The organism is Acidovorax sp. (genome assembly GCF_021287135.1).
In the GTDB taxonomy this organism is placed as follows: Bacteria; Pseudomonadota; Gammaproteobacteria; order Burkholderiales; family Burkholderiaceae_C; genus Acidovorax.
This window is the reverse complement of the sequence record NZ_JAJTBB010000020.1, coordinates 40,480-62,757: the sequence shown is the minus strand read 5'-3', so window position 1 is coordinate 62,757 and position 22,278 is coordinate 40,480. Positions and strand designations below refer to the sequence as shown.

19 protein-coding genes are annotated in these 22,278 nt (G+C 70.9%); 17 read left to right on the top strand and 2 right to left on the bottom strand.

The genetic code is table 11. The features are described from left to right. Positions 1 to 59: 59 nt before the first annotated feature. The 15 genes from glnE (at position 60) to LWW96_RS04350 (ending at position 19,001) form a co-directional block, all read left to right on the top strand. Positions 60 to 2,810, top strand: a complete 2,751-nt coding sequence (gene glnE / locus LWW96_RS04420) for a bifunctional [glutamate--ammonia ligase]-adenylyl-L-tyrosine phosphorylase/[glutamate--ammonia-ligase] adenylyltransferase (protein WP_291484462.1) — start codon at positions 60 to 62, stop codon at positions 2,808 to 2,810. A gap of 97 nt (positions 2,811 to 2,907) precedes the next feature. Beyond that, on the top strand, positions 2,908 to 3,651 hold the full coding sequence (locus LWW96_RS04415; RefSeq protein WP_291484461.1) for a CerR family C-terminal domain-containing protein: 744 nt from the start codon (positions 2,908 to 2,910) through the stop codon (positions 3,649 to 3,651). Then, positions 3,648 to 5,039, top strand: a complete 1,392-nt coding sequence (locus tag LWW96_RS04410) for an efflux transporter outer membrane subunit (protein WP_291484460.1) — start codon at positions 3,648 to 3,650, stop codon at positions 5,037 to 5,039. The genes LWW96_RS04415 and LWW96_RS04410 overlap by 4 nt, the downstream gene beginning before the upstream one ends. A 112-nt stretch (positions 5,040 to 5,151) precedes the next feature. Further along, complete coding sequence (locus LWW96_RS04405) at positions 5,152 to 6,333, top strand: efflux RND transporter periplasmic adaptor subunit (RefSeq protein ID WP_291484459.1); 1,182 nt, start codon at positions 5,152 to 5,154, stop codon at positions 6,331 to 6,333. 11 nt (positions 6,334 to 6,344) lie between these two features. After that, the gene (locus tag LWW96_RS04400) at positions 6,345 to 9,458 is read left to right on the top strand and encodes an efflux RND transporter permease subunit (protein ID WP_291484458.1); all 3,114 of its coding nucleotides are present in this window, start codon (positions 6,345 to 6,347) and stop codon (positions 9,456 to 9,458) included. An 88-nt stretch (positions 9,459 to 9,546) separates the two neighbouring features. Beyond that, on the top strand, positions 9,547 to 10,752 hold the full coding sequence (locus LWW96_RS04395; protein ID WP_291484457.1) for a phosphohydrolase: 1,206 nt from the start codon (positions 9,547 to 9,549) through the stop codon (positions 10,750 to 10,752). A gap of 225 nt (positions 10,753 to 10,977) precedes the next feature. After that, entirely contained in the window at positions 10,978 to 11,601 is a 624-nt protein-coding gene (locus tag LWW96_RS04390; protein WP_291484456.1) for a glutathione peroxidase, read from the top strand. 244 nt (positions 11,602 to 11,845) lie between these two features. Next, on the top strand, positions 11,846 to 13,156 hold the full coding sequence (locus tag LWW96_RS04385; protein WP_291484455.1) for an FAD-dependent oxidoreductase: 1,311 nt from the start codon (positions 11,846 to 11,848) through the stop codon (positions 13,154 to 13,156). Beyond that, complete coding sequence (locus LWW96_RS04380) at positions 13,153 to 13,956, top strand: DUF1365 domain-containing protein (protein ID WP_291484454.1); 804 nt, start codon at positions 13,153 to 13,155, stop codon at positions 13,954 to 13,956. The genes LWW96_RS04385 and LWW96_RS04380 overlap by 4 nt, the downstream gene beginning before the upstream one ends. Positions 13,957 to 13,982: 26 nt before the next feature. After that, entirely contained in the window at positions 13,983 to 15,203 is a 1,221-nt protein-coding gene (locus LWW96_RS04375) for a cyclopropane-fatty-acyl-phospholipid synthase family protein (RefSeq protein WP_291484453.1), read from the top strand. Positions 15,204 to 15,216: 13 nt separating this feature from the next. Next, positions 15,217 to 15,822: a chalcone isomerase family protein gene (locus LWW96_RS04370; RefSeq protein ID WP_291484452.1), complete on the top strand. Its 606-nt coding sequence runs from the start codon at positions 15,217 to 15,219 to the stop codon at positions 15,820 to 15,822. Further along, positions 15,819 to 17,177 (top strand): MFS transporter, encoded by a 1,359-nt coding sequence (locus tag LWW96_RS04365; RefSeq protein WP_291484451.1) that lies wholly within the window; start codon positions 15,819 to 15,821, stop codon positions 17,175 to 17,177. The genes LWW96_RS04370 and LWW96_RS04365 overlap by 4 nt, the downstream gene beginning before the upstream one ends. Positions 17,178 to 17,189: 12 nt before the next feature. Then, positions 17,190 to 17,729 carry a DUF3833 domain-containing protein gene (locus tag LWW96_RS04360; protein ID WP_291484450.1) on the top strand — a complete coding sequence of 180 codons (540 nt, stop codon included), beginning with the start codon at positions 17,190 to 17,192 and terminating at the stop codon, positions 17,727 to 17,729. After that, the gene (locus LWW96_RS04355) at positions 17,726 to 18,508 is read left to right on the top strand and encodes an SDR family NAD(P)-dependent oxidoreductase (protein ID WP_291484449.1); all 783 of its coding nucleotides are present in this window, start codon (positions 17,726 to 17,728) and stop codon (positions 18,506 to 18,508) included. Before LWW96_RS04360 ends, LWW96_RS04355 begins: the two co-directional genes overlap by 4 nt. A gap of 7 nt (positions 18,509 to 18,515) precedes the next feature. Then, positions 18,516 to 19,001 carry a nuclear transport factor 2 family protein gene (locus LWW96_RS04350; RefSeq protein WP_291484448.1) on the top strand — a complete coding sequence of 162 codons (486 nt, stop codon included), beginning with the start codon at positions 18,516 to 18,518 and terminating at the stop codon, positions 18,999 to 19,001. A 45-nt stretch (positions 19,002 to 19,046) separates the two neighbouring features. Here the strand turns inward: LWW96_RS04350 and LWW96_RS04345 are convergent, their stop codons facing one another. Continuing rightward, a complete protein-coding gene (locus tag LWW96_RS04345) occupies positions 19,047 to 19,661 on the bottom strand; it encodes a glutathione S-transferase N-terminal domain-containing protein (protein WP_291484447.1) in 615 nt (204 codons plus the stop codon). A 137-nt stretch (positions 19,662 to 19,798) separates the two neighbouring features. On the opposite strand from LWW96_RS04345, the gene purB reads away from it, so the two are divergent. Both purB and LWW96_RS04335 read left to right on the top strand, forming a co-directional pair. Continuing rightward, complete coding sequence (gene purB / locus LWW96_RS04340) at positions 19,799 to 21,178, top strand: adenylosuccinate lyase (protein WP_291484446.1); 1,380 nt, start codon at positions 19,799 to 19,801, stop codon at positions 21,176 to 21,178. Between the two features lie 112 nt (positions 21,179 to 21,290). Beyond that, complete coding sequence (locus LWW96_RS04335) at positions 21,291 to 21,851, top strand: YaeQ family protein (protein WP_291484445.1); 561 nt, start codon at positions 21,291 to 21,293, stop codon at positions 21,849 to 21,851. 90 nt (positions 21,852 to 21,941) lie between these two features. On the opposite strand, the gene LWW96_RS04330 is transcribed toward LWW96_RS04335, so the two are convergent. After that, entirely contained in the window at positions 21,942 to 22,247 is a 306-nt protein-coding gene (locus tag LWW96_RS04330; RefSeq protein ID WP_291484444.1) for a DUF2007 domain-containing protein, read from the bottom strand. Between the last annotated feature and the right edge of the window lie 31 nt (positions 22,248 to 22,278).

The following is a 22,278-nucleotide window of genomic DNA, read 5'->3' as shown; positions in this document are numbered from 1 at the left end:
CCCAAGCGGGGTTCTCGGACCCCGTCCAATGTCTTTTGCGGCACCCCGATTCGAGAGCCATGTCCTCCTCGCGCGCTGACTCTCCCTGCAACCCTTCCGTGCCGTTTGTCGCGGGCGCCGCGCATTCGCGCTTCTACCAGCGGCTGCACCGGCGCTACGCGGACGACCTGCCGCTGCTGCCCCCGGGCGCGCCCGTCTGGGCCACGATGGACGCGGCCTACGAAGCCCTGCGCGCCCGCGGGTGCGACACGGGCACGGCGCTGCGCGTCCTGCGGCAGCTGGTCATGGAACGCCTCATCCAGCTCGATTGCGAGGCCCGGGCCCCGCTGGCCGACATCACGCGTGCGGTCACCGAGCTGGCGGAACTGGCACTGGACAAGGCCTGCCAGCAGGCCCGCCAGGAGCTTGACGAGCGCCACGGCGCGCCGCGCGGGCCCGAGGGCCAGCCCGTGCAGCTGTGGATCATCGGCATGGGCAAGCTGGGCGCGCGCGAGCTCAACGTCTCCAGCGACATCGACCTCATCTACGTGTACGAGCACGACGGCGAGACCGCCGGCACCCCCGAGGGGCGCGGGCGCATCTCCAACCACGAGTACTTCGCCCGCGCGGTCAAGGCCATCTACAGCCTGGTGGGGGACACCACCGAGCACGGGTTCGTGTTCCGCGTGGACCTGGCGCTGCGCCCCAACGGCAACTCCGGCCCGCCCGCGGTCTCGCTGTCGGCGCTGGAGGAGTACCTGCAGCTGCACGGCCGTGAATGGGAGCGCTTTGCCTGGCTCAAGAGCCGCGTGGTGGCGCCGCGCGACTGCGTGGCCCGCCCCGAAGTGCAGGCGCTGCGCGGCGTGGTGCTGCCGTTCGTGTTCCGCCGGTACCTGGACTACAGCGTGTTCGAGGCCCTGCGCTCCCTGCACCGGCAGATCCGCGACCACGCGGCCCGGCGCAGCGCCGGCCACCCCGAGCGCGCCAATGACGTGAAGCTCTCGCGCGGGGGCATCCGCGAGATCGAGTTCACGGTGCAGCTGCTGCAGGTGGTGCGCGGCGGGCAGTTCCCCGAACTGCGCCGCCGGCCCACGCTGGACGCGCTGCCCCGCCTGGCCCAGGCCGGCCTGATGCCGCAGGAAACCGCCGAAGCCCTGGCCCGCGCCTATGTGTTCCTGCGGCAGGTGGAGCACCGCATCCAGTACCTGGACGACCAGCAGACCCACGTGCTGCCCACGCGCGACGATGATCTGGCGTGGATCGCCCACACCCTGGGCCACGCCAACTGCTGCACCTTTCTGCACGAGCTGGACGCGCACCGGGAGCTTGTGGCCCAGGAGTTCGACAAGCTGCTGGGCGGCGCCGGCAAGAAGCAGTGCAATGGCAACGGCTGCGGCGGCCCGCGCGCCGCGGCGCCCCCGCCGCCGCCCGAGCTGGATGCGCTGCTGGAGCAGCTGCCGCCGGGGTTCCGCGAGCGCGTGGCCGAGTGGCGCGATCACCCCCGCGTGGCCGGGCTGCGCGACGAGGCCCGCGCGCGCCTGTTCCGGCTGGTGCAGCGCACCGCCCAGTGGCTCAAGGAGGGCCGCGTCACCCCGGAGGCGGCGCTGCGCCTGGCCAACTGGCTGGAGCCGCTGCTGCGCCGCGAGAGCTACCTGGCCCTGCTGCTGGAGCGCCCCTCCGTGCATGAACAGCTGCTGCACCTGCTGGGCGCCGCCAAATGGCCGGCCCGCTACCTGCTGCAGCACCCGGGCGTGATTGACGAGCTTGTGGGCGACTCGCTGCTGGCCGAACGCTTTGTGGTGGCCGACTTCGAGCGCGAGCTGGCCGTGCGCCTGGCCTCGCTCCAGTCCACCGGCGAAGACGACGACGAAACCCTGCTCAACCTGCTGCGCCGCGCCCAGCACGCGGAGACCTTCCGCACGCTGGCCCGCGACGTGGAGCGGCGCATCACCGTCGAGCAGGTGGCCGACGACCTCTCGGCCCTGGCCGACAGCGTGCTGCGCGTGACCGCGCAGTGGTGCTGGAACCGCCTGCGCAACCGCCACCGGGAGAGCCCCCAGTTCGCCATCATTGGCTACGGCAAGCTGGGCGGCAAAGAGCTGGGCTACGGCAGCGACCTGGACATCGTTTTCGTGTTCGACGACGACGACGAGCGCGCCCCTGAGGTCTATGCCGCCTTCGTGCGCAAGCTCATCAACTGGCTCACGGTGAAGACGGGCGAGGGCGATTTGTACGAGATCGACACGGCGCTGCGGCCCAACGGCAGCTCGGGGCTGCTGGTCACCAGCTTCGAAGCCTATGCCAACTACCAGCAGCGCCGGGGCAGCAACACGGCCTGGACCTGGGAGCACCAAGCCATGACGCGGGCGCGCTTCGTGATGGGCAGCGAGGCGTTGCAGGCGCGCTTTGACGCCGTGCGCGAAGCCGTCATCACCTCCGAGCGCGACCCGGTCGCCCTGCGCGAGGAGATCGTGGCCATGCGCGAGCGCGTGCGCTCGGCCCATCCCACGCGGGACGGGCAGTTTGACGTGAAGCACAGCCCCGGCGGCATGGTGGACGCCGAGTTCGCCGTGCAGTACCTGGTGCTGTCGCAGTCGGCGGCCCACCCGGAACTGCGGGGCAACGTGGGCAACATTGCGCTGCTGCAACGGGCCGAGCAGGTGGGGCTGCTGCCGTCGGGCGTGGGCATGGCGGCCGCCGATGCCTACCGCGAGCTGCGGCGGGTGCAGCACGTGGCCCGGCTGGACGAGGCGCCCACGCAGGTCGCGCCGCCGGCCCTGCAGGCCGAGCGCGACGCGGTGCTGGCGCTCTGGCACGCGGTCTTTGCGTGAGATAGTTCACGTTTGGTTGCATTTTTCCACCCGATTCCCCGGCGCCTGCCGGGCTAATTCAAACACCTGTTTGAATTCTGGTGTGTAATGCGGGGCCATGAGTTTTGGCGCCCATTTCATTCCCGCAGCCCAGCGCACCGCCCGCAGCGACGGCGAGGACACACGCCTGCGCCTGCTGCGCGCGGCCCTGCAGCTGTTTTCCGAGCGCGGCTTCGCGCAGACCTCGGTGCGCGCCATTGCCGAGGCGGCCGGCACCAACGTGGCGGCCATCGCCTACCACTTTGGCGACAAGGCCCGGCTGTACACCGCCACGTTCTATGAGCCCTTTGGCAGCGGCAGCGACCTCATTCCGGTGTTTGCCGAGCCGTCCCTGTCGCTGCCGCAGGCGCTGCAGCGCTACTTCACCGGGTTCCTGGAGCCGCTCAAGCACGACGACCTGGTGACCCAGTCGCTGCGCCTGCATGTGCGCGAGCTCCTGGACCCCACCCACGTCTGGCCCGAACTCATCGAGCGCGAGTGCCGGGCCCCGCACCTGGCGCTGGTCCGGGTGCTGTGCCGCCACATGGGCGTGCCCGAGGCCGACGACGGCATCCATCAGCTCGCGTTCTCGCTGGCCGGGTTCGTGATGCAGCTGTGGACGCAGCGCGATCCGCTGCAGGCCATTGCGCCGCAACTGGCCGGCTCGGACGCGGTGGATGCCTGGGTGGAGCGCTTCACCGGCTATGCGCTCAGCATGGTGCAGGGCGAGATGGCCCGGCGCCAAACCGCATCGCAGCAACCGTCGCCTGCCCGCCCCGCGCGCGGTAGCGCCAAGCCTTCCCACAAGGAATCCAACGCATGAATTTCTGGTTCAAGAGCCCGCGACTTCTCTGGGCCGCCGGCCTGCCCCTGGCGCTGGGCGCCTGTGCCGTCACCGCGCCCCCCGCCCGGGTGGAGGCGCCCGCGCCTGCGGCATGGCAGGCGCCCTTGCCCCACCAGGGCTCGCTGGGCGAGCTGTCGCGCTGGTGGACGCAGCTGGGCGACCCGCTGCTGGTGGACCTGATCGACGCCGCGCAGGCGGTCAGCCCCAGCGTGGCACAGGCGCAGTCGCGCCTCGCGCAGGCCCGTGCCACACAGGTGGCCAGCCGCGCCGCCCTGCTGCCGGCGCTGGACGGGCAGGCCAACGCCAGCCGGGGCTTCAATGACCAACTGGCGCGCATCGCCACCACTGGGCAGGTGGGGCTGCAGGCCAGCTGGGAGATCGACCTGTTCGGCGCCAACCGCGCCGCCAAGGCGGCCGCCGACGAGCGCCTGGCCGGCGCCCAGGCGCTGTGGCACGAAGCCCGCGTGAGCGTGGCCGCCGAGGTGGCGCAGCAGCTCAGCAGCCTGCGCACCTGCCTGGCGCAGCTGGGCGTGGCCGAACGCGATGCACAGTCGCGCAGCGAGACCTTCCGCCTGACCGGGCTGAGCGAACGCGCCGGCTTCACCGCGCCCGCCACCGCCGCGCTGGCGCGCGCCAGTGCGGCCGAGGCGGACAACCGCGTGGCCCAGCAGCGCATGCAGTGCGATGTGGACACCAAGACCCTGGTGGCGCTCACGGCCTGGGACGAGGCCGCGCTGCGCGCACGCCTGGCCGCGCCCGTGCCGGCGGCGCCGGACACCCTCTTTGCCATCGAGACGCTGCCCGCCCAGGTGCTGGCGCAGCGCCCGGACGTGTACAACGCCGAGCGCGAAGTGGCCGCCGCCAGCGCCGACGTGGGCAGCGCGCAGGCCCAGCGCTACCCGCGGCTGTCGCTCAGCGGCTCCGTGGGCGCGGGCTGGGTGCGCACCGGCGGAGCCACCACCGACCTGACCACCTGGAGCATCGGCCCGCTGGCGCTGAGCGTGCCGCTGTTCGATGCCGGCCGGCGCGGCGCGCAGGTGGATGCGGCGCAGGCCCGCTACGACGAGTCCGTGGCGCTGTACCGCGCCAAGGTGCGCCAGGCGGTGAGCGAGGTGGAGCAGGCGCTGGTGCGGCTGCAGAGCACGGCCGAGCGCAGCATCAGCGCGCGCACCGCCGCCGAGGGCTACCGCGCATCCTTCGCCGCCACCGAGGCGCGCTGGCGCGGCGGCCTGGCCAGCCTGGTGGAGCTGGAAGACGCGCGCCGCGCCGCGCTGGCGGCCGAGAACACCCTGGTCGCGCTGCAGCACGAGCGCCAACTGGCCTGGGTCGCGCTGTACCGGGCAGCGGGCGGGGGATGGAGGCTATGAATCGCCCCCCTGAGTCGCCTTCGGCGCCTTCCTTTGAGCCGCCCGTTTCAAACGCTGTGAGCAACGCGCTGCACCCTGCACCGCTGATATGAATTCTTCAGGACGAATGCCCATGCAACATGCTTCCTTCTCCTTCAAGTTCTCTCCCGCCGCCTTCGCCGTGATCGCGGTCTGCGTGCTGGCCACGGGCGGTGCCCTGCTGTACGCCGGCGCATCGCGTGCGGCCGATGAGCCCAAGGCAGCGGCCCAGCCCCGGCCGGCGCTCGCGGTGACGACCACCGTGCCGCAGGCCAGCCAGGTGCCCGTGCGCCTGGCCGCCAACGGCAGCATTGCGGCCTGGCAGGAGGCCATCATCGGCTCCGAGAGCAACGGGCTGCGCCTCACGGAGGTGCGGGTGAACGTGGGCGATGTGGTCAAGGCCGGGCAGGTGCTGGCCACGTTTGCCGCCGACACCGTGCAGGCCGAGGTGGCCCAGGCCCGTGCCAGCCTGCTGGAGGCCCAGGCCAGCGCGGCCGAGGCGGCGGCCAACGCCGAACGGGCCCGCTCGCTGCAGGCCACGGGCGCGCTGAGCCAGCAGCAGATCCAGCAATACACCACGGCGGAGAAGACCGCCCAGGCCCGCGTGGAGGCCGCCCAGGCCAGCCTGCGCGCGCAGCAGCTGCGGCTGAAATACACCCAGGTGGTCGCGCCCGACAGCGGCGTGATCTCGGCGCGCAGCGCCACCGTGGGCGGCGTGGTCGGCGCGGGCACCGAGCTGTTCCGCATGGTGCGCAAGGGCCGGCTGGAGTGGCGTGCCGAGGTCACGTCCAACGACCTGGCGCGCATCCGCCCCGGCAGCCAGGCGCAGATCACGGCCGCCGGCGGCGCCGCCGTGGAGGGCAAAGTGCGCATGCTGGCGCCGACGGTGGACCCGCAGACGCGCAACGGCATCGTCTATGTGGACCTGCCGTCCCACCCGGATTTGCGTGCAGGGATGTTCGCCCGCGGGGAGTTCGTGCTGGGCACGCACGACGCGCTCACCGTGCCGCAGTCCGCCATCGTGGTGCGCGACGGTTTCAGCTACGTCTTCGAGCTGGGCGAGGGCGGCCGCGTGGCCATGCGCCGCGTGCAGACCGGCCAGCGCCTGAAGGACCGTGTGGAGGTGCTGGAGGGCCTGCGCGCCGCCGCCACCATCGTCGAGCGCGGCGGGGCCTTCCTCAACGATGGCGACCTGGTGCGCGTGACCGCGCCTGCAGGAAATGCACAAAAACAGCCTCCAGCGCCCGTCCCACCTGCGCAAGCAGCTAGCAAATAAGGAGCGCAGCGATGAATCTTTCCGCCTGGTCGATCCGGAACCCGATTCCGGCGGCAATGCTCTTCGTGCTGCTCACGCTCGCGGGGCTGATGTCATTCCGCGCCATGAAGGTGCAGAACTTCCCGGACATGGACCTGCCGGTGGTCGTGGTCACCGCGGCGCTGCCCGGGGCCGCGCCGGGGCAGCTGGAAAGCGATGTGGCCCGCAAGATCGAGAACGCGATCGCCACCATCCAGGGGGTCAAGCACATCACCAGCACGCTGGTGGACGGCTCGGCCACCATTGCCACCGAGTTCCGGCTGGAAAAGCCCGTGCAGGAGGCCGTGGACGACGTGCGCTCGGCCGTTTCGCGCGTGCGCGCCGACCTGCCGGCCGACGTGCGCGACCCCATCGTGGCCAAGCTGGAGCTGTCGGCCCAGCCCATCCAGGCCTACGCCGTGGGTTCGGCGCAGTGGGACGACGAGGCGCTGTCCTGGTTCATTGACGACACCCTCACCCGCCGCCTGCTGGCGGTGCCGGGCGTGGGCGGTGTCACCCGCGTGGGCGGCGTCACCCGCGAGGTGCGCGTGGCGCTGGACGCAGCGCGCATGCAGGCCCTGCAGGTGACGGCGGCCGACGTGTCGCGCCGCCTGCGGCTGGTGCAGATGGAAAGCGCGGGCGGCCGCGTGGACCTGGGCGGGGCCGAGCAGCCGGTGCGCACCATCGCCACCGTGCAGACGGCGGACGAGATCGGCGCGCTGCAGGTGCCGCTGCCCAACGGGCAGTCGGTGCGCCTGGACCAGATCGCCACCGTGACCGACACCGTGGCCGAGCCGCGCGCGGCCGCGCTGCTGGACGGCAAGTCGGTGATCGGCTTCGAGGTCTCGCGCAGCCGGGGCGCCAGCGAAGTGGAGGTGGGCGCGGGCGTGCAACGCGCGCTCGATCAGCTCAAAGCCGACTTCCCGCACCTCACGCTCCAGCGCACGGTGGACTTCGTGGACATCGCGCAGGACGAGTACGACAGCTCCATGCACCTGCTGTACGAGGGCGCCATCCTCGCGGTGGTGGTGGTGTGGCTGTTCCTGCGCGACTGGCGCGCCACCATCGTGTCGGCGGTGGCGCTGCCGCTGTCGGTGATCCCGGCCTTCATCGGCATGCACTACCTGGGCTTTTCCATCAACATCATCACGCTGCTGGCGCTGTCGCTGGTGGTGGGCATTCTGGTGGACGACGCCATCGTCGAGGTGGAGAACATCGTGCGCCACCTGCGCATGGGCAAAAGCCCGTACCAGGCAGCGATGGAGGCGGCCGACGAGATCGGCCTCGCGGTGATCGCCACCACGTTCACGCTGATCGCGGTGTTCCTGCCCACGGCCTTCATGGCCGGCATTCCGGGGCGGTTCTTCAAGCAGTTCGGCTGGACGGCGGCACTGGCGGTGTTTGCCTCGCTGGTCGTGGCGCGGCTGCTCACGCCCATGATGGCGGCCTACATCCTCAAGCCCATGGTGGCGCAGGAGAAGGAGCCGCGCTGGCTGGCGCTGTACATGCGCGCCGCCGGCTGGTGCCTGCGCCACCGCGCCATGACGCTGCTGGGCGCGCTGGTGTTCTTCATCGGCTCGCTGGCGCTGATTCCGCTGCTGCCCTCGGGCTTCATCCCGCCGGACGACAACGCACAGACGCAGGTCACGCTGGAGCTGCCGCCCGGCAGCGTGCTGGCGGACACCCGCCTGGCCGTGGCGCAGGCCAGCGAGCGCATCCTGACGGTGGGCCACATCGACAGCATCTACACCGCCATCGGCGGCGGGGCGGCGGGGGCCGACCCGTTTGCCGGGGGCTCCGCGGCCGACCCGCGGCGCGCCACGCTCACGCTGCGCATGGCGCCGCGCGGCACGCGGCCGCTCAAGCAGCACATTGAAACCCGCCTGCGCGCGGCGCTGGCCGACCTGCCGGGCGTGCGCGTGAAGGTGGGTCTGGGCGGCTCCAACGACAAGTACGTGCTGGCCCTGGCCAGCGAGGACCCGCAGGCCCTGTCCGCCGCCGCCCGTGCGGTGGAGCGCGACTTGCGCACCATCCCCGGCATTGGCAACGTGGGTTCCAACGCCAGCCTGGTGCGGCCCGAGATCGCGGTGCGCCCGGACTTCGCGCGCGCCGCCGACCTGGGCGTGACCAGCAACGACATCGCCGAGACCCTGCGCGTGGCCACGCTGGGCGACTACGAGCAGAACCTGCCCAAGCTCAACCTGGCGCAGCGGCAGGTGCCCATCGTCGTGCGCCTGGGCGACGGGGACCGCACCGACCTGTCGGTGCTCGAGCGCCTGACGGTGCCGGGCGCCCGCGGCCCGGTGCGCCTGGGCGAGGTCGCCACGCTGGAGCTGGCGGGCGGCCCGGCCGTCATCAGCCGCTACGACCGCGCGCGCAACGTGCAGTTCGAGATCGAGCTGGGCGAGCGCGGCCTGGGCGAGGTGGCCGAGGCCATCAACGCGCTGCCGGCCATCCAGTCGCTGCCGCCCAGCGTGCGCAAGATCGACGTGGGCGACGCCGAGATGATGGGCGAGCTGTTCGCCAGCTTCGGCCTGGCCATGCTGACGGGCGTGCTGTGCATCTACATCGTGCTGGTGCTGCTGTTCAAGGACTTCCTGCAGCCGGTGACCATCCTGGTGGCGCTGCCGCTGTCGCTGGGCGGGGCCTTCGTGGGGCTGCTCATCGCGGGCAAGAGCTTCTCCATGCCCTCGCTCATCGGGCTCATCATGCTCATGGGCATCGCCACCAAGAACTCCATCCTGCTGGTGGAATACGCCATCGTGGCGCGCCGCGACCATGGCATGACGCGCATGGAGGCGTTGCTGGACGCCTGCCACAAGCGGGCCCGGCCCATCATCATGACCACGCTGGCCATGGGCGCCGGCATGCTGCCCATCGCTCTGGCCTGGGGCGGCGCGGACATGAGCTTCCGCTCGCCCATGGCGGTGGCGGTGATTGGCGGGCTCATCACGTCCACGGTGCTCAGCCTGCTGGTGATTCCCGCCGTGTTCACGGGGGTGGACGACTTCGAGCACCGCGTGCGGCGGCTGCAGCGGCGTCTGCGCGGGCTGCCGGCCGAGGCGCCCCCGGCCGGACCGGCGGCGCCCGTTTCGCCGCCCCCGTGAACGCAGGAAGACCGTGAAAAAGGCGGGCAAACCCCCGGTTCGACGGGGGTTTGCCGGCGGCAGGGGCGTTAGATAATGTAACGACGCCATGAACCTTGTCAGCCTCAACATCGAGACCATTCCGCTCGGCCAGCCGCTGCCCTTCGTGCTGCGGGGCGGCGATGGGGTGTTGCTGGCGCAAAAGGGCTACGTCATCCGCAACCGCGCGGAACTGAGCAGCATGGTGGCGCGCGGGCGGCAGCTGTGCGTGGACACCGACGAGTCGGGCGACAGCCACCGCGCCTACCTCGCCCAGCTGCAGCGCCTGCTGAATGCCGATACCAACCTGGGCGAGATTGCTGCCATGAAGATGACGGCGGCCGAGGAATCGGCCCGCCGTGCGCGCGAGACCCGGGCCTTGCCCGACTGGCCCGAGCTGCAGCTGCGCGCCACGCAGCTGCTGCGCACGCCTTCGCCCGCCGACTTCGGGGCGCGCTTTCAGGCGCTGCACGAGGAGCTGGCGCGGCACTGCGAGCAGACGCCGGACGCCACGCTGCTGGCCCTGATCTACCTGTCCACCCAGGAAACGCGCATGTACAGCGCCACCCACGCCCTGCTGGTGAGCTGCGTGTGCATGGTGGTCGCCCGCGAGATGCTGCGCTGGCCCGAGGCGGGCGTGCACCAGCTGGGCCGCGCAGCGCTCAGCATGAACATCGCCATGACCGAGCTGCAGGACCAGCTGACCCAGCAGACCCACCCCCTGACGGCCCAGCAGATCGCGGCGGTGGAAAGCCATGCGGAACGCGCCGAGGCGCTGCTGCGCAGCCTGGGCGTGGCCGACCCGGTGTGGCTGGAAGCCGTGCGCTGCCACCACCATCGCCAGCCCGGCCCGCTGGGCAAGAAGACCCCGGCGCAGCAGATGGCCCGGCTGATCCAGCGCGCCGACATCTTCGGCGCCCGCATGGCGCCGCGCGCCACGCGCTCGCCCATGCCGGTCACGGCGGCCATGCAGGCCAGCTACTACGACGAGGACCACCAGGTGGACGAAGCGGGCGCAGCCCTGGTCAAGACGCTGGGCGTGTACCCGCCCGGCGCCTTCGTGCGCCTGGCCAGCCAGGAAGTGGGCGTGGTGGTGCGCCGCGGCGCAACCGCCACCACGCCGCGCGTGGCCGTGGTGACCAACCGCGAGGGCATGCCCACCGGCGAGCCCATTCCCCGCGACACCGGCATGCCGCCCTGGAAGATCACCGGCGTGGTGGCCTTGAAGGACGTGCGCGTCAAGCTGCCGCTGGAGCGCATGCTCAGCCTGGCGTGAGACGGCACGCGCCGCTTCGCCCGGCGCGCCGTCTTCCTGTTTTCCCTTTCTCCCATCCCTCGCCGGGGCACCTGCAGCCGTGCCCGGGACGGCGCGCGCGCCGCCCGCTCCCAGCCAGTCTTGGACCCATCGGCCGAAAATATGACCACTCGGTATAAATAAAAACTAGTGTGGACAGAAAATAATGATTCGGTTAAATTGCCGCCAAAAGCAGGAGCCCCACCCATGACAAACCCTTCCCGACGTGTCGTTCTGGCCGCCGCCCTGGCGCTGGCCGGCGGGGCGCATGGCGCGGCCTGGGCGGCCGATGCCACGCCGCCAGCGGCGCCCGCCCCCGCGCCCGCACCCGCCGGTGCGGCCTGCCCGGCCTTGCTCAACCACACCTTTGCGCGCTTGCAGGACGAGAAGCCGCAGTCGCTGTGCCAGTACGCCGGCCGCGTGGTGCTGGTGGTCAATACGGCGAGCTTCTGCGGCTTCACCGGGCAATACCAGGGCCTGGAGGCGCTGTACGCCCGCTACAAGGACCGGGGGCTGGTGGTGCTGGGCTTTCCGTCCAACGACTTCGCGCAGGAGACGGGCAGCAACCAGCAGATCGCCGAGTTCTGCGAAAACACCTTCGGCGTGAAATTCCCCATGTTCGCCAAGAGCAGCGTGCGCGGGCCGCAGGCCTCGGCGCTGTTCCGCCAGCTGGCGGAACTCTCCGGCACCGCGCCGCGCTGGAATTTCCACAAGTACCTGATCGGCCGGGACGGCCGGCTGGTGGACCAGTACGCCAGCTTCACCGGCCCCGACAGCAAGAGCCTGGTGCGCGCCATCGAACAGCAACTTGCTGTTGCCACTCCCCGGTGATTGCAATGAATTCGTTCACTTTTTTTCAAAATTTGGGCGCAGCGCCCTGGAACTTCGCCGGGACGGCCCCACTCTATCCCCTGCGCACGACGATTGCGCACCGGACAGTTTTAACGTTGCGAAGCCTTTCGGGGTCCCTGACCTCGACTGACCTCCTGGAGCGCTTCTCCTCCCTCCCTCTCTTATTCGTTTCGGGACGCTTCGCAACCTTTTTATTCCAGGCGCCGGCCAGAGGGGGCCGGCCATGAAGGTCGCCATCATCGGCTCCGGCATCTCCGGGCTGGCGGTGGCGCACCAGCTGCGCCACCAGGCCGCCGTCACCCTCTTCGAAGCCGCTGACTACTTTGGCGGGCACACGCACACGGTGGACGTCACGCTGCCCGATGGCACGGGCCGCCCCGCCACGCACGGCGTGGACACCGGATTCCTGGTCTACAACGAGCGCACCTACCCGCAGCTGATCCGCCTGCTGGCCGAGCTGGGCGTGGCCAGCGCGAAATCCGACATGTCGTTCTCGGTGCAGGCCCCGGGCGCGCACGCGGGCGGCGCGGCGCTGGAGTGGAGCGGCAGCAGCCTGGCCACCGTGTTCGCCCAGCGCTCCAACCTGCTGCGCCCGCGCTTTTGGGGCATGCTGGCCGACCTGCTGCGCTTCAACCGCCTGTGCACTGCGCTTGCCACCGCGGGCGCCGAGGCGGCGCTGCAGCAGCCTCTGGGCGAGTTCCTGGACCAGCACCGCTTTGGCGCCGCCTTCCGCGACTGGTACTTCCTGCCCATGCTGGGCTGCATCTGGAGCTGCCCCACCGACCAGATGCTGCAGTTCCCCGTGGCCACCATGGTCCGCTTTTGCCACAACCACGGCCTGCTCCAGGTGGCCGACCGCCCGCAGTGGTGGACGGTGGCCGGCGGCGCACGCCACTATGTGGACAAGATCGTGGCCGGCATTGCCGACAAGCGCCTGCGCACCCCCGTGCGCCGCGTGGAGCGCGATGCCGCCGGCGTGCGCGTGGTGACCGACGGCCGCACCGAGCATTTCGACCAGGTGGTGCTGGCCACGCACTCGGACCAGTCGCTGGCCCTGCTGGCCCAGCCCAGCGCCGAAGAGCAGGCCGTGCTGGGCGCCATCCGCTACCAGGCCAACCGGGCCGTGCTGCACACCGACACGCGGGTGCTGCCCACGCGCCGCAGTGCCTGGGCCGCGTGGAACTACGAGCGCGCGGCCGATGGCGGCCGGGAAGCGGCGCGCGTGTGCCTGCACTACCTGCTCCACCGGCTGCAGCCGCTGCCGTTTGCCCAGCCGGTGCTGGTGTCGCTCAACCCGGTGCGCGCCATCGACCCCGCGCAGGTGCTGGGCCAGTACGAATATGCCCACCCGGTGTTCGACCTGGCCGCCATCCGGGCGCAGCGCCAGCTGCCCGCGCTGCAGGGCCGCCAGCGCACCTGGTTCTGCGGCGCGTGGACGGGCTATGGCTTCCACGAAGACGGCCTCAAGTCCGGCCTGGCCGTGGCAGGGCAGCTGCGGGCGGCCTTGCCGGGCCTGCTGACGGAGGCCGCATGAACGCCGGCCCCCAGGCTCCTGCTGCCGCCCCGGCGCAGCCGCTGATCGGCTTTGGCCAGGTGCGCCACGCACGGCTGCGGCCCCGGCCGCATGCGTTTGCCTACCCCACATTCTTCCTGATGCTGCCCATGCGCAGCCTGGGCGGCGTGCGCAGCGCCCTGGCCGTGAACCGGCCGGGCGCGATCAGCTTTCATGACGCGGACCACGGCGACGGGCGCAGCCCGGCGCAGGGCGGCGCCCTGGCCTGGCTGGACGAACTGCTGCGCGCCGAGGGCATTGCCGACGCCACGGGCGAGGCCTGGCTGCACTGCTACCCGCGCGTGTGGGGCTACACCTTCAAGCCGGTGAGCTTTTGGTACTGCCACCGCGCGGACGGCAGCCTGCGCGCCATCGTGGTGGAGGTGAACAACACCTTTGGCGAGCGCCACTGCTACCTGCTGGATGCGCCGCGCTATGGCGTGGAGCAGGCAGCGCGCAAGGTCTTCCACGTATCGCCGTTCTGCGAGGTGAGCGGCGGCTACCGCTTTCGTTTCCTGCGCACCGGCCCCGGCGCGCAGGACGCCGGCCGCACCGTGGTGCGCATCGACTACGACGACGCCAGCGGCCCGCTCATCCACACCAGCGTGAGCGGCACGCTGCAGCCGGCGGACGCCCGCAGCCTGCGCCGCGCGCTGTGGGGCTACCCGGCCATGACGCTGGCCGTCATCGCCCGCATCCATTGGCATGCGCTGCGGCTGTGGCTCAAGCGCGTGCGCTTTCACCGCAAGCCCCCGGCCCCCGCCACCGCCGTGACCCGCTGACCCCTGCACGACGAACCGAGAACGCCATGAACTCCACCACCGCTCCCCGCCTGGCCCTGCCCGCCGGCACGCCGGCCGCCGCCCGCACCGCGCTGCAGCTGCTGCAGCGCCTGCAGCATGGCCACCTCACGGTGCAGCTGCCCGACGGCACGCTGCGTCACTTCGGCCAGGGGGGCGGCGGGCCGGTGGCGGCCATCACCCTGCGCAACTGGAACGTGTGCAGCGCCGCGCTCAAGTCGGGCGACATCGGCTTTGCCGAAACCTATATTGCCGGCGACTGGACCACGCCCCAGCTCACCGAGCTGCTCAAGCTCTTCATTGCCAACCGCCAGCAGGTGGAGGGCGTGATCTACGGCACCTGGGCAGGCCGGTTGCTGTACCGCCTCAAGCACCTGCTCCACCGCAACACCCGCGCCAACAGCCAGAAGAACATCCACGCGCACTACGACCTGGGCAACGCGTTCTACGCACTGTGGCTGGACGACACCATGAACTACTCGTCCGCCTGGTTCGAGGGCGACACCGGCCGCGACATGCGCACCGCGCAGCAGGCCAAGGTGCGCCGCGCACTGCGCATGGCCGGCGTGCAGCCGGGCCACCGCGTGCTGGAGATCGGCTGCGGCTGGGGCGCCCTGGCCGAGATGGCCGTGACCGAGTGCGGCGCCACCCTCACCGGCGTCACCCTGTCCACCGAACAGCTTGCGTTTGCGCAGCGGCGCATGGCCCGGCTCGGCGCGGCCGACCGGGCCGACCTGCGCCTGCAGGACTACCGCGACATCGCCGACGGCCCCTACGACGCGATCTGCTCCATCGAGATGGTGGAGGCCGTGGGGCGCGAATACTGGCCCACGTATTTCCAGGCCGTGCGGCGGCTGCTCAAGCCCGGCGGGCGGGCGTGCATCCAGAGCATCGTCATCGACGACGGCCTGTTCGAGCGCTACATCAGTTCCACCGACTTCATCCAGCAGTACATCTTCCCCGGCGGCTGCCTGCCCTGTCCGCGCGAGTTCCGCCGCGAGGCCGCAGCGGCCGGCCTGTGCGTGGCAGACGAATTCGCCTTCGGCCCGGACTACGCCGAAACCCTGCGCCGCTGGCGCGAGCGGTTCCTGGCGCAACGCGCGCAGATCCTGCAGCTGGGGTTTGACGAGCGCTTCCTGCACATCTGGGAGTTCTACCTGGCCTATTGCGAGGCGGCGTTCGACATGGGGAACATCAACCTGGTGCAGTACACCCTGGTGCGGGAATGATCAGGAGGCGGCCATGCCAGGAATTGCTCCTAAAAACATAGCTGTTAGCGCTTTATTGACGGGCGCTGCAGCCATTTTTTACGCAAACCCCGCGGGCACCCAGGACCTGCCCGCGCACGCAGCGCCCTCCGCGCCGGCGCCCGCCGAAGCAGCGCTGCAGGGCCTGCGGCTGGCCGGGCAGGGCACGCTGCGGTTTCTCGGCATCGAGGTGTACCGGGCCCGTCTGTGGGTGTCGGCCGGGTTCGACGCGGCCGACTATGCGGCGCGGCCGCTGGCGCTGGAGCTGACCTACCACCGCAGTTTCACCGCCGACGCGATCGCCCAGCGCTCCCTGGAGGAGATGCGCCGCGTGGGCGCCTTCACGCCCGAGCAGGCGCAGCGCTGGCTGCGGGCGCTGCAGGCCGTGCTGCCCGACGTGCGCTCGGGCGACCGGCTGGTGGGCGTGTACCTGCCCGGCCAGGGCGCCGTGTTCCGCAGCGGCGGGCGCGTGCTGGGCAGGGTGGACGACGCCGAGTTCGCGCGCCTGTTCTTCGGCATCTGGCTGTCGCCGCAGACCTCCGAGCCGGGCCTGCGGCAGGCGCTGGTGGGCGACACGGCCCGGGTGGCGGGGCGGCCATGAGCCCGGCGACGGCGGCTGCGGCCGCCCACGCAGCGCCCGCCGCCCTCACCGCGCGTGCCGGGCTGGCGTACGGGCTCCTGGGCCTGCCGCTCGCGTTCGTGGCGCTGCCGCTGTACGTGCTGCTGCCCAACCACTACGCGCGCGCCTTCGGCATGCCGCTGGCCACGCTGGGGGCCGTGCTGCTGGCGGCGCGGCTGTTCGATGCACTCACCGATCCGCTGCTGGGGCGCCTGTCGGACCACCTGTTCGGCCGCTCCCCGCGCGCCGTGCTGCGGGCGGGCGCCGTATCGGCCGCGGTGCTGGCGCTGGGGCTGGGCGGCCTGCTGTTTCCGCCCGTGCAGTCCCCGTCCGGCCTGGTGGCCTGGGCGCTGGCGGCGCTGGTGGTGACCTACGCCGCGTACAGCCAGCTGGGCATTGCCCACCAGGCCTGGGGCGCGCGGCTGGGGGGTGACGAAGTGCAGCGCAGCCGCATCGTGGGCTGGCGCGAAGCGGCCGCCCTGGCGGGCGTGGTGCTGGCCTCGGTGCTGCCGCCCTGGGCGGGCCTGCCGGCGCTGTGGGCCGCCTTCGCGGTGGCGCTGGCCGCGGGGTGGTGGGCCTGGACCCGCGCACCCCGCCCGGCCCCTGGCGCCGCTGGCGCCGCGCGGCCCGGAGTCCGTGACGCCCCCGGCCGTCACCCCGGCCTGTGGCGGCCCTGGGGGCAGGCGGCCTTCCGCCGGCTGCTGCTGGTGTTCGTGCTCAACGGCATTGCCAGCGCGATTCCGGCCACGCTAGTGCTGTTCTTCGTGCAAGACGGGCTGCAGGCCCCGGCCGCGCAGGAGCCGCTGTTCCTGGGCGCGTATTTCCTGTGCGCCGCGCTGTCCATTCCGCTGTGGCTGCGCGCCGTGGCGCGCTGGGGCCTGGCGCGCGCCTGGCTGGCGGGAATGCTGCTGGCCGTGGCCGCGTTCTCGTGGACGGCCGGGCTGGGCGCGGGCGATGCCGGGGCCTTCCTGGCCGTGTGCGCGCTGTCGGGCGTGGCGCTGGGCACCGACCTGGCCCTGCCCGGCGCGCTGCTGGCCGGCGTGGTGGCGGCCGGGGGCGACGCCGGGCGGCACGAGGGTGCGTACTTCGGCTGGTGGAACTTTGCCACCAAGCTCAACCTGGCCCTGGCCGCAGGGCTGGCCCTGCCGCTGCTGGGCTGGCTGGGCTACACGCCCGGCACCCGCAGTGCCCAGGGGCTGCAGGTGCTGGCGTGGGCCTATGCCATGCTGCCCTGCGCGCTCAAGCTGCTGGCGGCCGCCGCGCTGTACGGGCTGCTGCTGCGGCCGCAGCGCGCCCGGGCGGCCGGCGCCCCGGCGCTTTCCCGTGGACCTTTCTAGCGAGTTGCTCCCATGCAAAGACGTCTTTTTCTCAGTGCTGCCGCCGCCCCGCCGCTGGGCCTGGCGCTGTCAGGCTGCGCCAGCCCCGGCGTGGACGCCTACGCCCAGGACAAGCCGGTGCTGGACCTGGCGCAGTATTTCAACGGCCGCGTGCTCGCGCACGGCATGTTCCAGAACCGCAGCGGCCGGATCGTCCGCCGCTTCACGGTGGTGATGGACTGCGCGTGGCAGGGCGCCCAGGGCGTGCTGGACGAGGCCTTCACCTATTCGGACGGCACCACCCAGCGCCGCGTCTGGCGGCTGGCAAAGCACGCCGACGGCCGCTACACCGGCACCGCCGACGACGTGGTGGGCGAAGCCCGCGGCCAGGCACGGGGCAACGCCTTCCGCTGGGCCTACACCCTGGCCCTGCCGGTGGACGGCAGGGTCTACCACGTGGATCTGGACGACTGGATGGTCCTGATCGACGAACGCGTGATGCTCAACCGCGCCACCCTGAGCAAGTGGGGCGTGCACCTGGGCGACCTCACCCTGTCGTTCTCCAAGCCATGAGCCTCAACCCCCCCCTGCGCGATTGGCGCGGCCGCCGCGCCTGGCTGATCGGCGCCTCCAGCGGCATTGGCCGGGCCACGGCCGAGGCGCTGCATGCGCGCGGCGCGCAGGTCATCGTGTCGGCCCGCCGCAGCGACCTGCTGGAGGCCTTTGCGGCGGCCCACCCCGGCAGCGTGGCCCTGCCCCTGGACACGGCCGATGCGGCCCAGGTGCAGGCCGCCGCCGCCCAGGTGCTGGCCGGGGGCGCCCCCGACCTGGTGTGCTACTGCGCAGGCTACTACCGCGACATGCGCGCCACGGACTTCGACCTGTCCGTGATGCGGCGGCATGAGCAGGTCAACTACGACGGCGCGCTGCAGGTGCTGGGGGCGGTGCTGCCCGGCATGCTGGCCGCGGCGCGGGCGGGGCGCCCGGGGCACGTGAGCCTCGTCAGCAGCGTGGCGGGCTTCCGGGGCCTGCCCAAGAGCCTGGCCTACGGCCCCACCAAGGCCGCGCTGATCCACCTGGCCGAGGCCCTGTACCTGGACCTGCACGACCTGGGCCTGGGCGTGAGCGTGATCAACCCCGGCTTCGTGGCCACGCGGCTGACGGCCGGCAACGACTTTTCCATGCCCGCGCTCATCACGCCCGACGCGGCGGCCGTGGCCATCCTGCGCGGCTGGGAACGCGGGCAGTTCGACATCCACTTTCCCAAGCGCTTCACGCGCTGGCTGAAGCTGCTGCGGGTGCTGCCCTACCCGTGGTACTTTCCGGCCGTGCGCCGCTTCACCGGGCTTTGACCGCACCATGCCACCCTCCTCCCCGCATCCGCAACTGCCGCAGCAACCGCCACCGCACGCCACCCCACAAGAGGCGGTGGCCCGCGTGGTGGCCTTCTATGAAAACCTGACACCCGCGGACGTGGCTGCGCTGGGCACGCTGTATGCGCCCGGCGCGCGGTTCAAGGACCCGTTCAACGAGGTGCAGGGCCTGCCGGCGATTGAGCGCATCTTCGAGCACATGTTCGAATCGCTGGAGCAGCCGCGGTTCGTGGTCACCGGCCAGGTGGTGCAGGGCGGGCAGTGCTTCCTGACGTGGGACTTCCAGTTCAGCCTGCGGCGCTTGCGCCGCGGAGCGGTGCAGACGGTGCGCGGCGCCTCGCACCTGGTGCTGGACGCGCAGGGCCTGGTGGTCCTGCACCGCGACTACTGGGACGCCGCCGAGGAGCTGTACGAAAAGCTGCCCCTGCTGGGGGGGCTGATGCGCTGGCTCAAGCAGCGCGCCCGCGGCTGAGCGGCCGCGGCCTGCGCCGGCGCGCGGGCCGAGTCCGGTGCGCGATCAGTAGGGCTTGGTGTCGGCGAAGCTCGGGCGCAGCATCAGCTTGTCCAGCAGCTTGCCCAGGTTGGGGTGTTCGCTGCGCCAGGCGATCTGCGGAAACCGGAACTCCAGCCACCCCAGCGTGCAGCCCACGGCAATGTCCGACAGGCTCAGGTGGATGCCGCTGCAATAGGGCTTGTCGCCCAGGCCCTGGCCCATCGCCTTGAGCCCGTCGTCCACCTTTTGCAGCTGGCGGTCGATCCAGGCCTGGCTGCGCTCGCTTTCCTTGCGGTGCGCCCAGGTGGCCTCCAGGCGGGCCAGAATAGCCGCGTCGGCCACGCCGTCGGCCAGGGCTTCCCAGGTCTTGACCTCGGCCCGCTCGCGGCCTTGCGCCGGGATGAGCTTGCCCACGGGCGAGAGGGTGTCCAGGTACTCGACGATCACCCGCGAATCGAACACGGCCTCGCCGCCTTCCATGACCAGGCAGGGCACCTTGCCCAGCGGGTTGGAGGTGGCAATGGTGGTGTCGTCGGCCCAGACGTTTTCCTGCACGAACTGGTAGTCGAGCTTTTTTTCGGCCATCACGATCCGCACTTTGCGGACGTAAGGGCTGGCAGAGGCTCCGATCAATTTCATGGTTTGTTTTCCAGTGCGCGGGTGCGCTGAACACGTTGGATTTGATTCTATCGGCAGCTTACTTACGGGCGCTGACGCGGGGCCGCCCCCTACCCGCCCCCTACCCGCCCCCTACCCGCCCCCTACAATGGCGCGCCATGAGCCTGTCCACCATCACCGCCCTCTCGCCGCTCGACGGCCGTTATGCCAGCAAACTTGCCGCCCTGCGCCCGATCATGAGCGAACACGGCTACATGCACCGCCGCGTGCAGGTGGAAGTGGCCTGGTTCATCGCGCTGTCGGACGCCGGCTTTGCCGAGTTCAAGCCCCTGACCACGGGCGCCCGCGCGTACCTGCTGGGCCTGGTCAAGAACTTCTCCGAGGCGGACGCGGCAGCCATCAAAGAGATCGAAAAAACAACAAACCACGACGTCAAGGCGGTCGAGTACTGGATCAAGAGCAAGTTCGAAGCCCGGCCGGAGCTGGAAAAGGCGGCCGAGTTCGTGCATTTCGCGTGCACCAGCGAAGACATTAACAACACCAGCCACGCGCTGCAGCTGCGCTCGGGCCGCGACCAGGTCATCCTGCCGGGGCTGGACCGGGTGGTGCTCAAGCTGCGCGAGATGGCGCATGCGTACGCCGACGTGCCCATGCTCAGCCGCACCCACGGCCAGACGGCCAGCCCCACCACCGTGGGCAAGGAACTGGCCAACGTGGTGGTGCGCCTGCAGACGGCCTGCGACCGCATTGCGGCCGTCAAGATCATGGGCAAGATGAACGGCGCCGTGGGCAACTACAACGCCCACCTCTCGGCCTGGCCCGGTTTCGACTGGGAAGCCTTCAGCAAGAAGGTGGTCGAGACGCCCGAGCCCTTGGGCCTGGGCCTGACCTTCCAGCCCTATTCGATCCAGATCGAGCCGCACGACTACATGGCCGAGCTGTTCGACGCCGTGGCGCGCGCCAACACCATCCTCATCGACCTCTCGCGCGACATCTGGGGCTACGTGAGCGTGGGCTACTTCAAGCAGCGCCTGAAGGCGGGCGAGATCGGCTCGTCCACCATGCCGCACAAGGTCAACCCCATCGACTTTGAAAACGCCGAGGGCAACCTGGGCTTGACCAACGCGCTGCTCAAGCACCTGTCGGAAAAGCTGCCCATCAGCCGCTGGCAGCGCGACCTGACCGACAGCACGGTGCTGCGCAACATGGGCGTGGCCCTGGGCTACGCCGCGCTGGCCTACGCCTCGCTGCTGACCGGCCTGAACAAGCTGGAGCTGAACGAAGAGGCCCTGGCCGAAGACCTGGATGCCGCCTGGGAAGTGCTGGCCGAGCCCATCCAGACCGTCATGCGCCGCTTTGGCGTGCAAGGCGCCTACGAAAAGCTCAAGGAAGTCACGCGCGGCAAGACGGTGACGGCCGAGGCGCTGCACGGCCTGATCCGCTCGCTGGACATCCCCCAGGCCGAGAAGGACCGGCTGCTGGCCATGACGCCGGGCAGCTACACGGGCAAGGCCGCCGAACTGGCCCGACGGGTGTGACGCCACCCTAAAAATGATAGCTGCCTGCGCTGACTGCACGGGCATTTGAATGCTCCAGGGCTGCCAAAGCAAGTACCCGCTTGCGCTGGCAGCTCTTCTTTTTGATACGCACATGGCCATCAAATCCACCATCTTCAAGGCGAACCTCGCCATTGCCGACATCGACCACGGCTACTACGCCGACCACGCGCTCACGCTGGCGCGGCACCCCAGCGAGACCGACGAACGCATGATGGTGCGGCTGGCGGCGCTGGCCATCCAGGCGCACCAGCTCAATGACCTGTGCAACGGCGACGGCACCCTGGCTTTTGGGGCGGGCTTGTCCGACCCGGACGACCCGGACGCCTCGCTCACCGACTTCACGGGCCGCAAGCGCGTCTGGATCGAAGTCGGCCAGCCCGAGGACAAGCCGCTGACCAAGGCCTGCAGCAAGGCCGACGCGGTGATCGTCTATTGCTTCAACCACGCGGCCGAGATTTGGTGGAAGGGCATCGAAGGCAAGCTCTCGCGCCTGGACAAGCTGCAGGTCTGGCGCATCCCCACCGAGGCCTCGCAGGCCCTGGCCCAGCTGGCCGAGCGCAGCATGCAGCTGCAGGCCACGGTGCAGGAAGGCGCGATCACGCTGAGCAGCACGCAGGGCAGCGTGCACCTGGAGCCAGTGCGCTGGAAATAGCCCGGTTCGGCCCAAAAACGGCGCCAGCGCTTTCCAGGAAAGCGCTAGCAGCTATCAAAACAAGAGCAATCCCGCAGCGCTCGGCGCTTCTCAGCCGCGCGGCATGAACGCGCCGCACTGCCAGCATTGCTCGAAACCGCCTTCCACCACCTCGCCGCAGCGGCACGCCCAGCGGCGCTGCGGCAGCTGCTGCAGCGCTTGCAGCAGGGCATGGGCCTGCGCGGCGTGCTCCGCGTGTTCGATCCAGATCTCCGGCAGGCACTGGTCGGGCGGCAGGTGCCCGGCGGCAGCCCCCAGGTACTGGCGCTGCACCGAGGCCGGGAAACCCGCCTCGCACAGCAGGTCGGCCCACAGCGTGGCAATGGCGATGTTGGGAGCTTGGGTCAGGCGCAGCACAGCGGCCACCTTAGCCGCCGAAAGGGCCGGC

Coding starts and splice junctions, on each gene's coding strand:
- glnE (WP_291484462.1), top strand. CDS start 60: ATGTCCTCCTCGCGCGCTGACTCTCCCTGCAACCCTTCCGTGCCGTTT.
- LWW96_RS04400 (WP_291484458.1), top strand. CDS start 6,345: ATGAATCTTTCCGCCTGGTCGATCCGGAACCCGATTCCGGCGGCAATG.
- LWW96_RS04410 (WP_291484460.1), top strand. CDS start 3,648: ATGAATTTCTGGTTCAAGAGCCCGCGACTTCTCTGGGCCGCCGGCCTG.
- LWW96_RS04335 (WP_291484445.1), top strand. CDS start 21,291: ATGGCCATCAAATCCACCATCTTCAAGGCGAACCTCGCCATTGCCGAC.
- LWW96_RS04350 (WP_291484448.1), top strand. CDS start 18,516: ATGCCACCCTCCTCCCCGCATCCGCAACTGCCGCAGCAACCGCCACCG.
- LWW96_RS04365 (WP_291484451.1), top strand. CDS start 15,819: ATGAGCCCGGCGACGGCGGCTGCGGCCGCCCACGCAGCGCCCGCCGCC.
- LWW96_RS04375 (WP_291484453.1), top strand. CDS start 13,983: ATGAACTCCACCACCGCTCCCCGCCTGGCCCTGCCCGCCGGCACGCCG.
- LWW96_RS04380 (WP_291484454.1), top strand. CDS start 13,153: ATGAACGCCGGCCCCCAGGCTCCTGCTGCCGCCCCGGCGCAGCCGCTG.
- LWW96_RS04355 (WP_291484449.1), top strand. CDS start 17,726: ATGAGCCTCAACCCCCCCCTGCGCGATTGGCGCGGCCGCCGCGCCTGG.
- LWW96_RS04370 (WP_291484452.1), top strand. CDS start 15,217: ATGCCAGGAATTGCTCCTAAAAACATAGCTGTTAGCGCTTTATTGACG.
- LWW96_RS04415 (WP_291484461.1), top strand. CDS start 2,908: ATGAGTTTTGGCGCCCATTTCATTCCCGCAGCCCAGCGCACCGCCCGC.
- LWW96_RS04405 (WP_291484459.1), top strand. CDS start 5,152: ATGCAACATGCTTCCTTCTCCTTCAAGTTCTCTCCCGCCGCCTTCGCC.
- LWW96_RS04390 (WP_291484456.1), top strand. CDS start 10,978: ATGACAAACCCTTCCCGACGTGTCGTTCTGGCCGCCGCCCTGGCGCTG.
- purB (WP_291484446.1), top strand. CDS start 19,799: ATGAGCCTGTCCACCATCACCGCCCTCTCGCCGCTCGACGGCCGTTAT.
- LWW96_RS04360 (WP_291484450.1), top strand. CDS start 17,190: ATGCAAAGACGTCTTTTTCTCAGTGCTGCCGCCGCCCCGCCGCTGGGC.
- LWW96_RS04395 (WP_291484457.1), top strand. CDS start 9,547: ATGAACCTTGTCAGCCTCAACATCGAGACCATTCCGCTCGGCCAGCCG.
- LWW96_RS04345 (WP_291484447.1), bottom strand. CDS start 19,661: ATGAAATTGATCGGAGCCTCTGCCAGCCCTTACGTCCGCAAAGTGCGG.
- LWW96_RS04385 (WP_291484455.1), top strand. CDS start 11,846: ATGAAGGTCGCCATCATCGGCTCCGGCATCTCCGGGCTGGCGGTGGCG.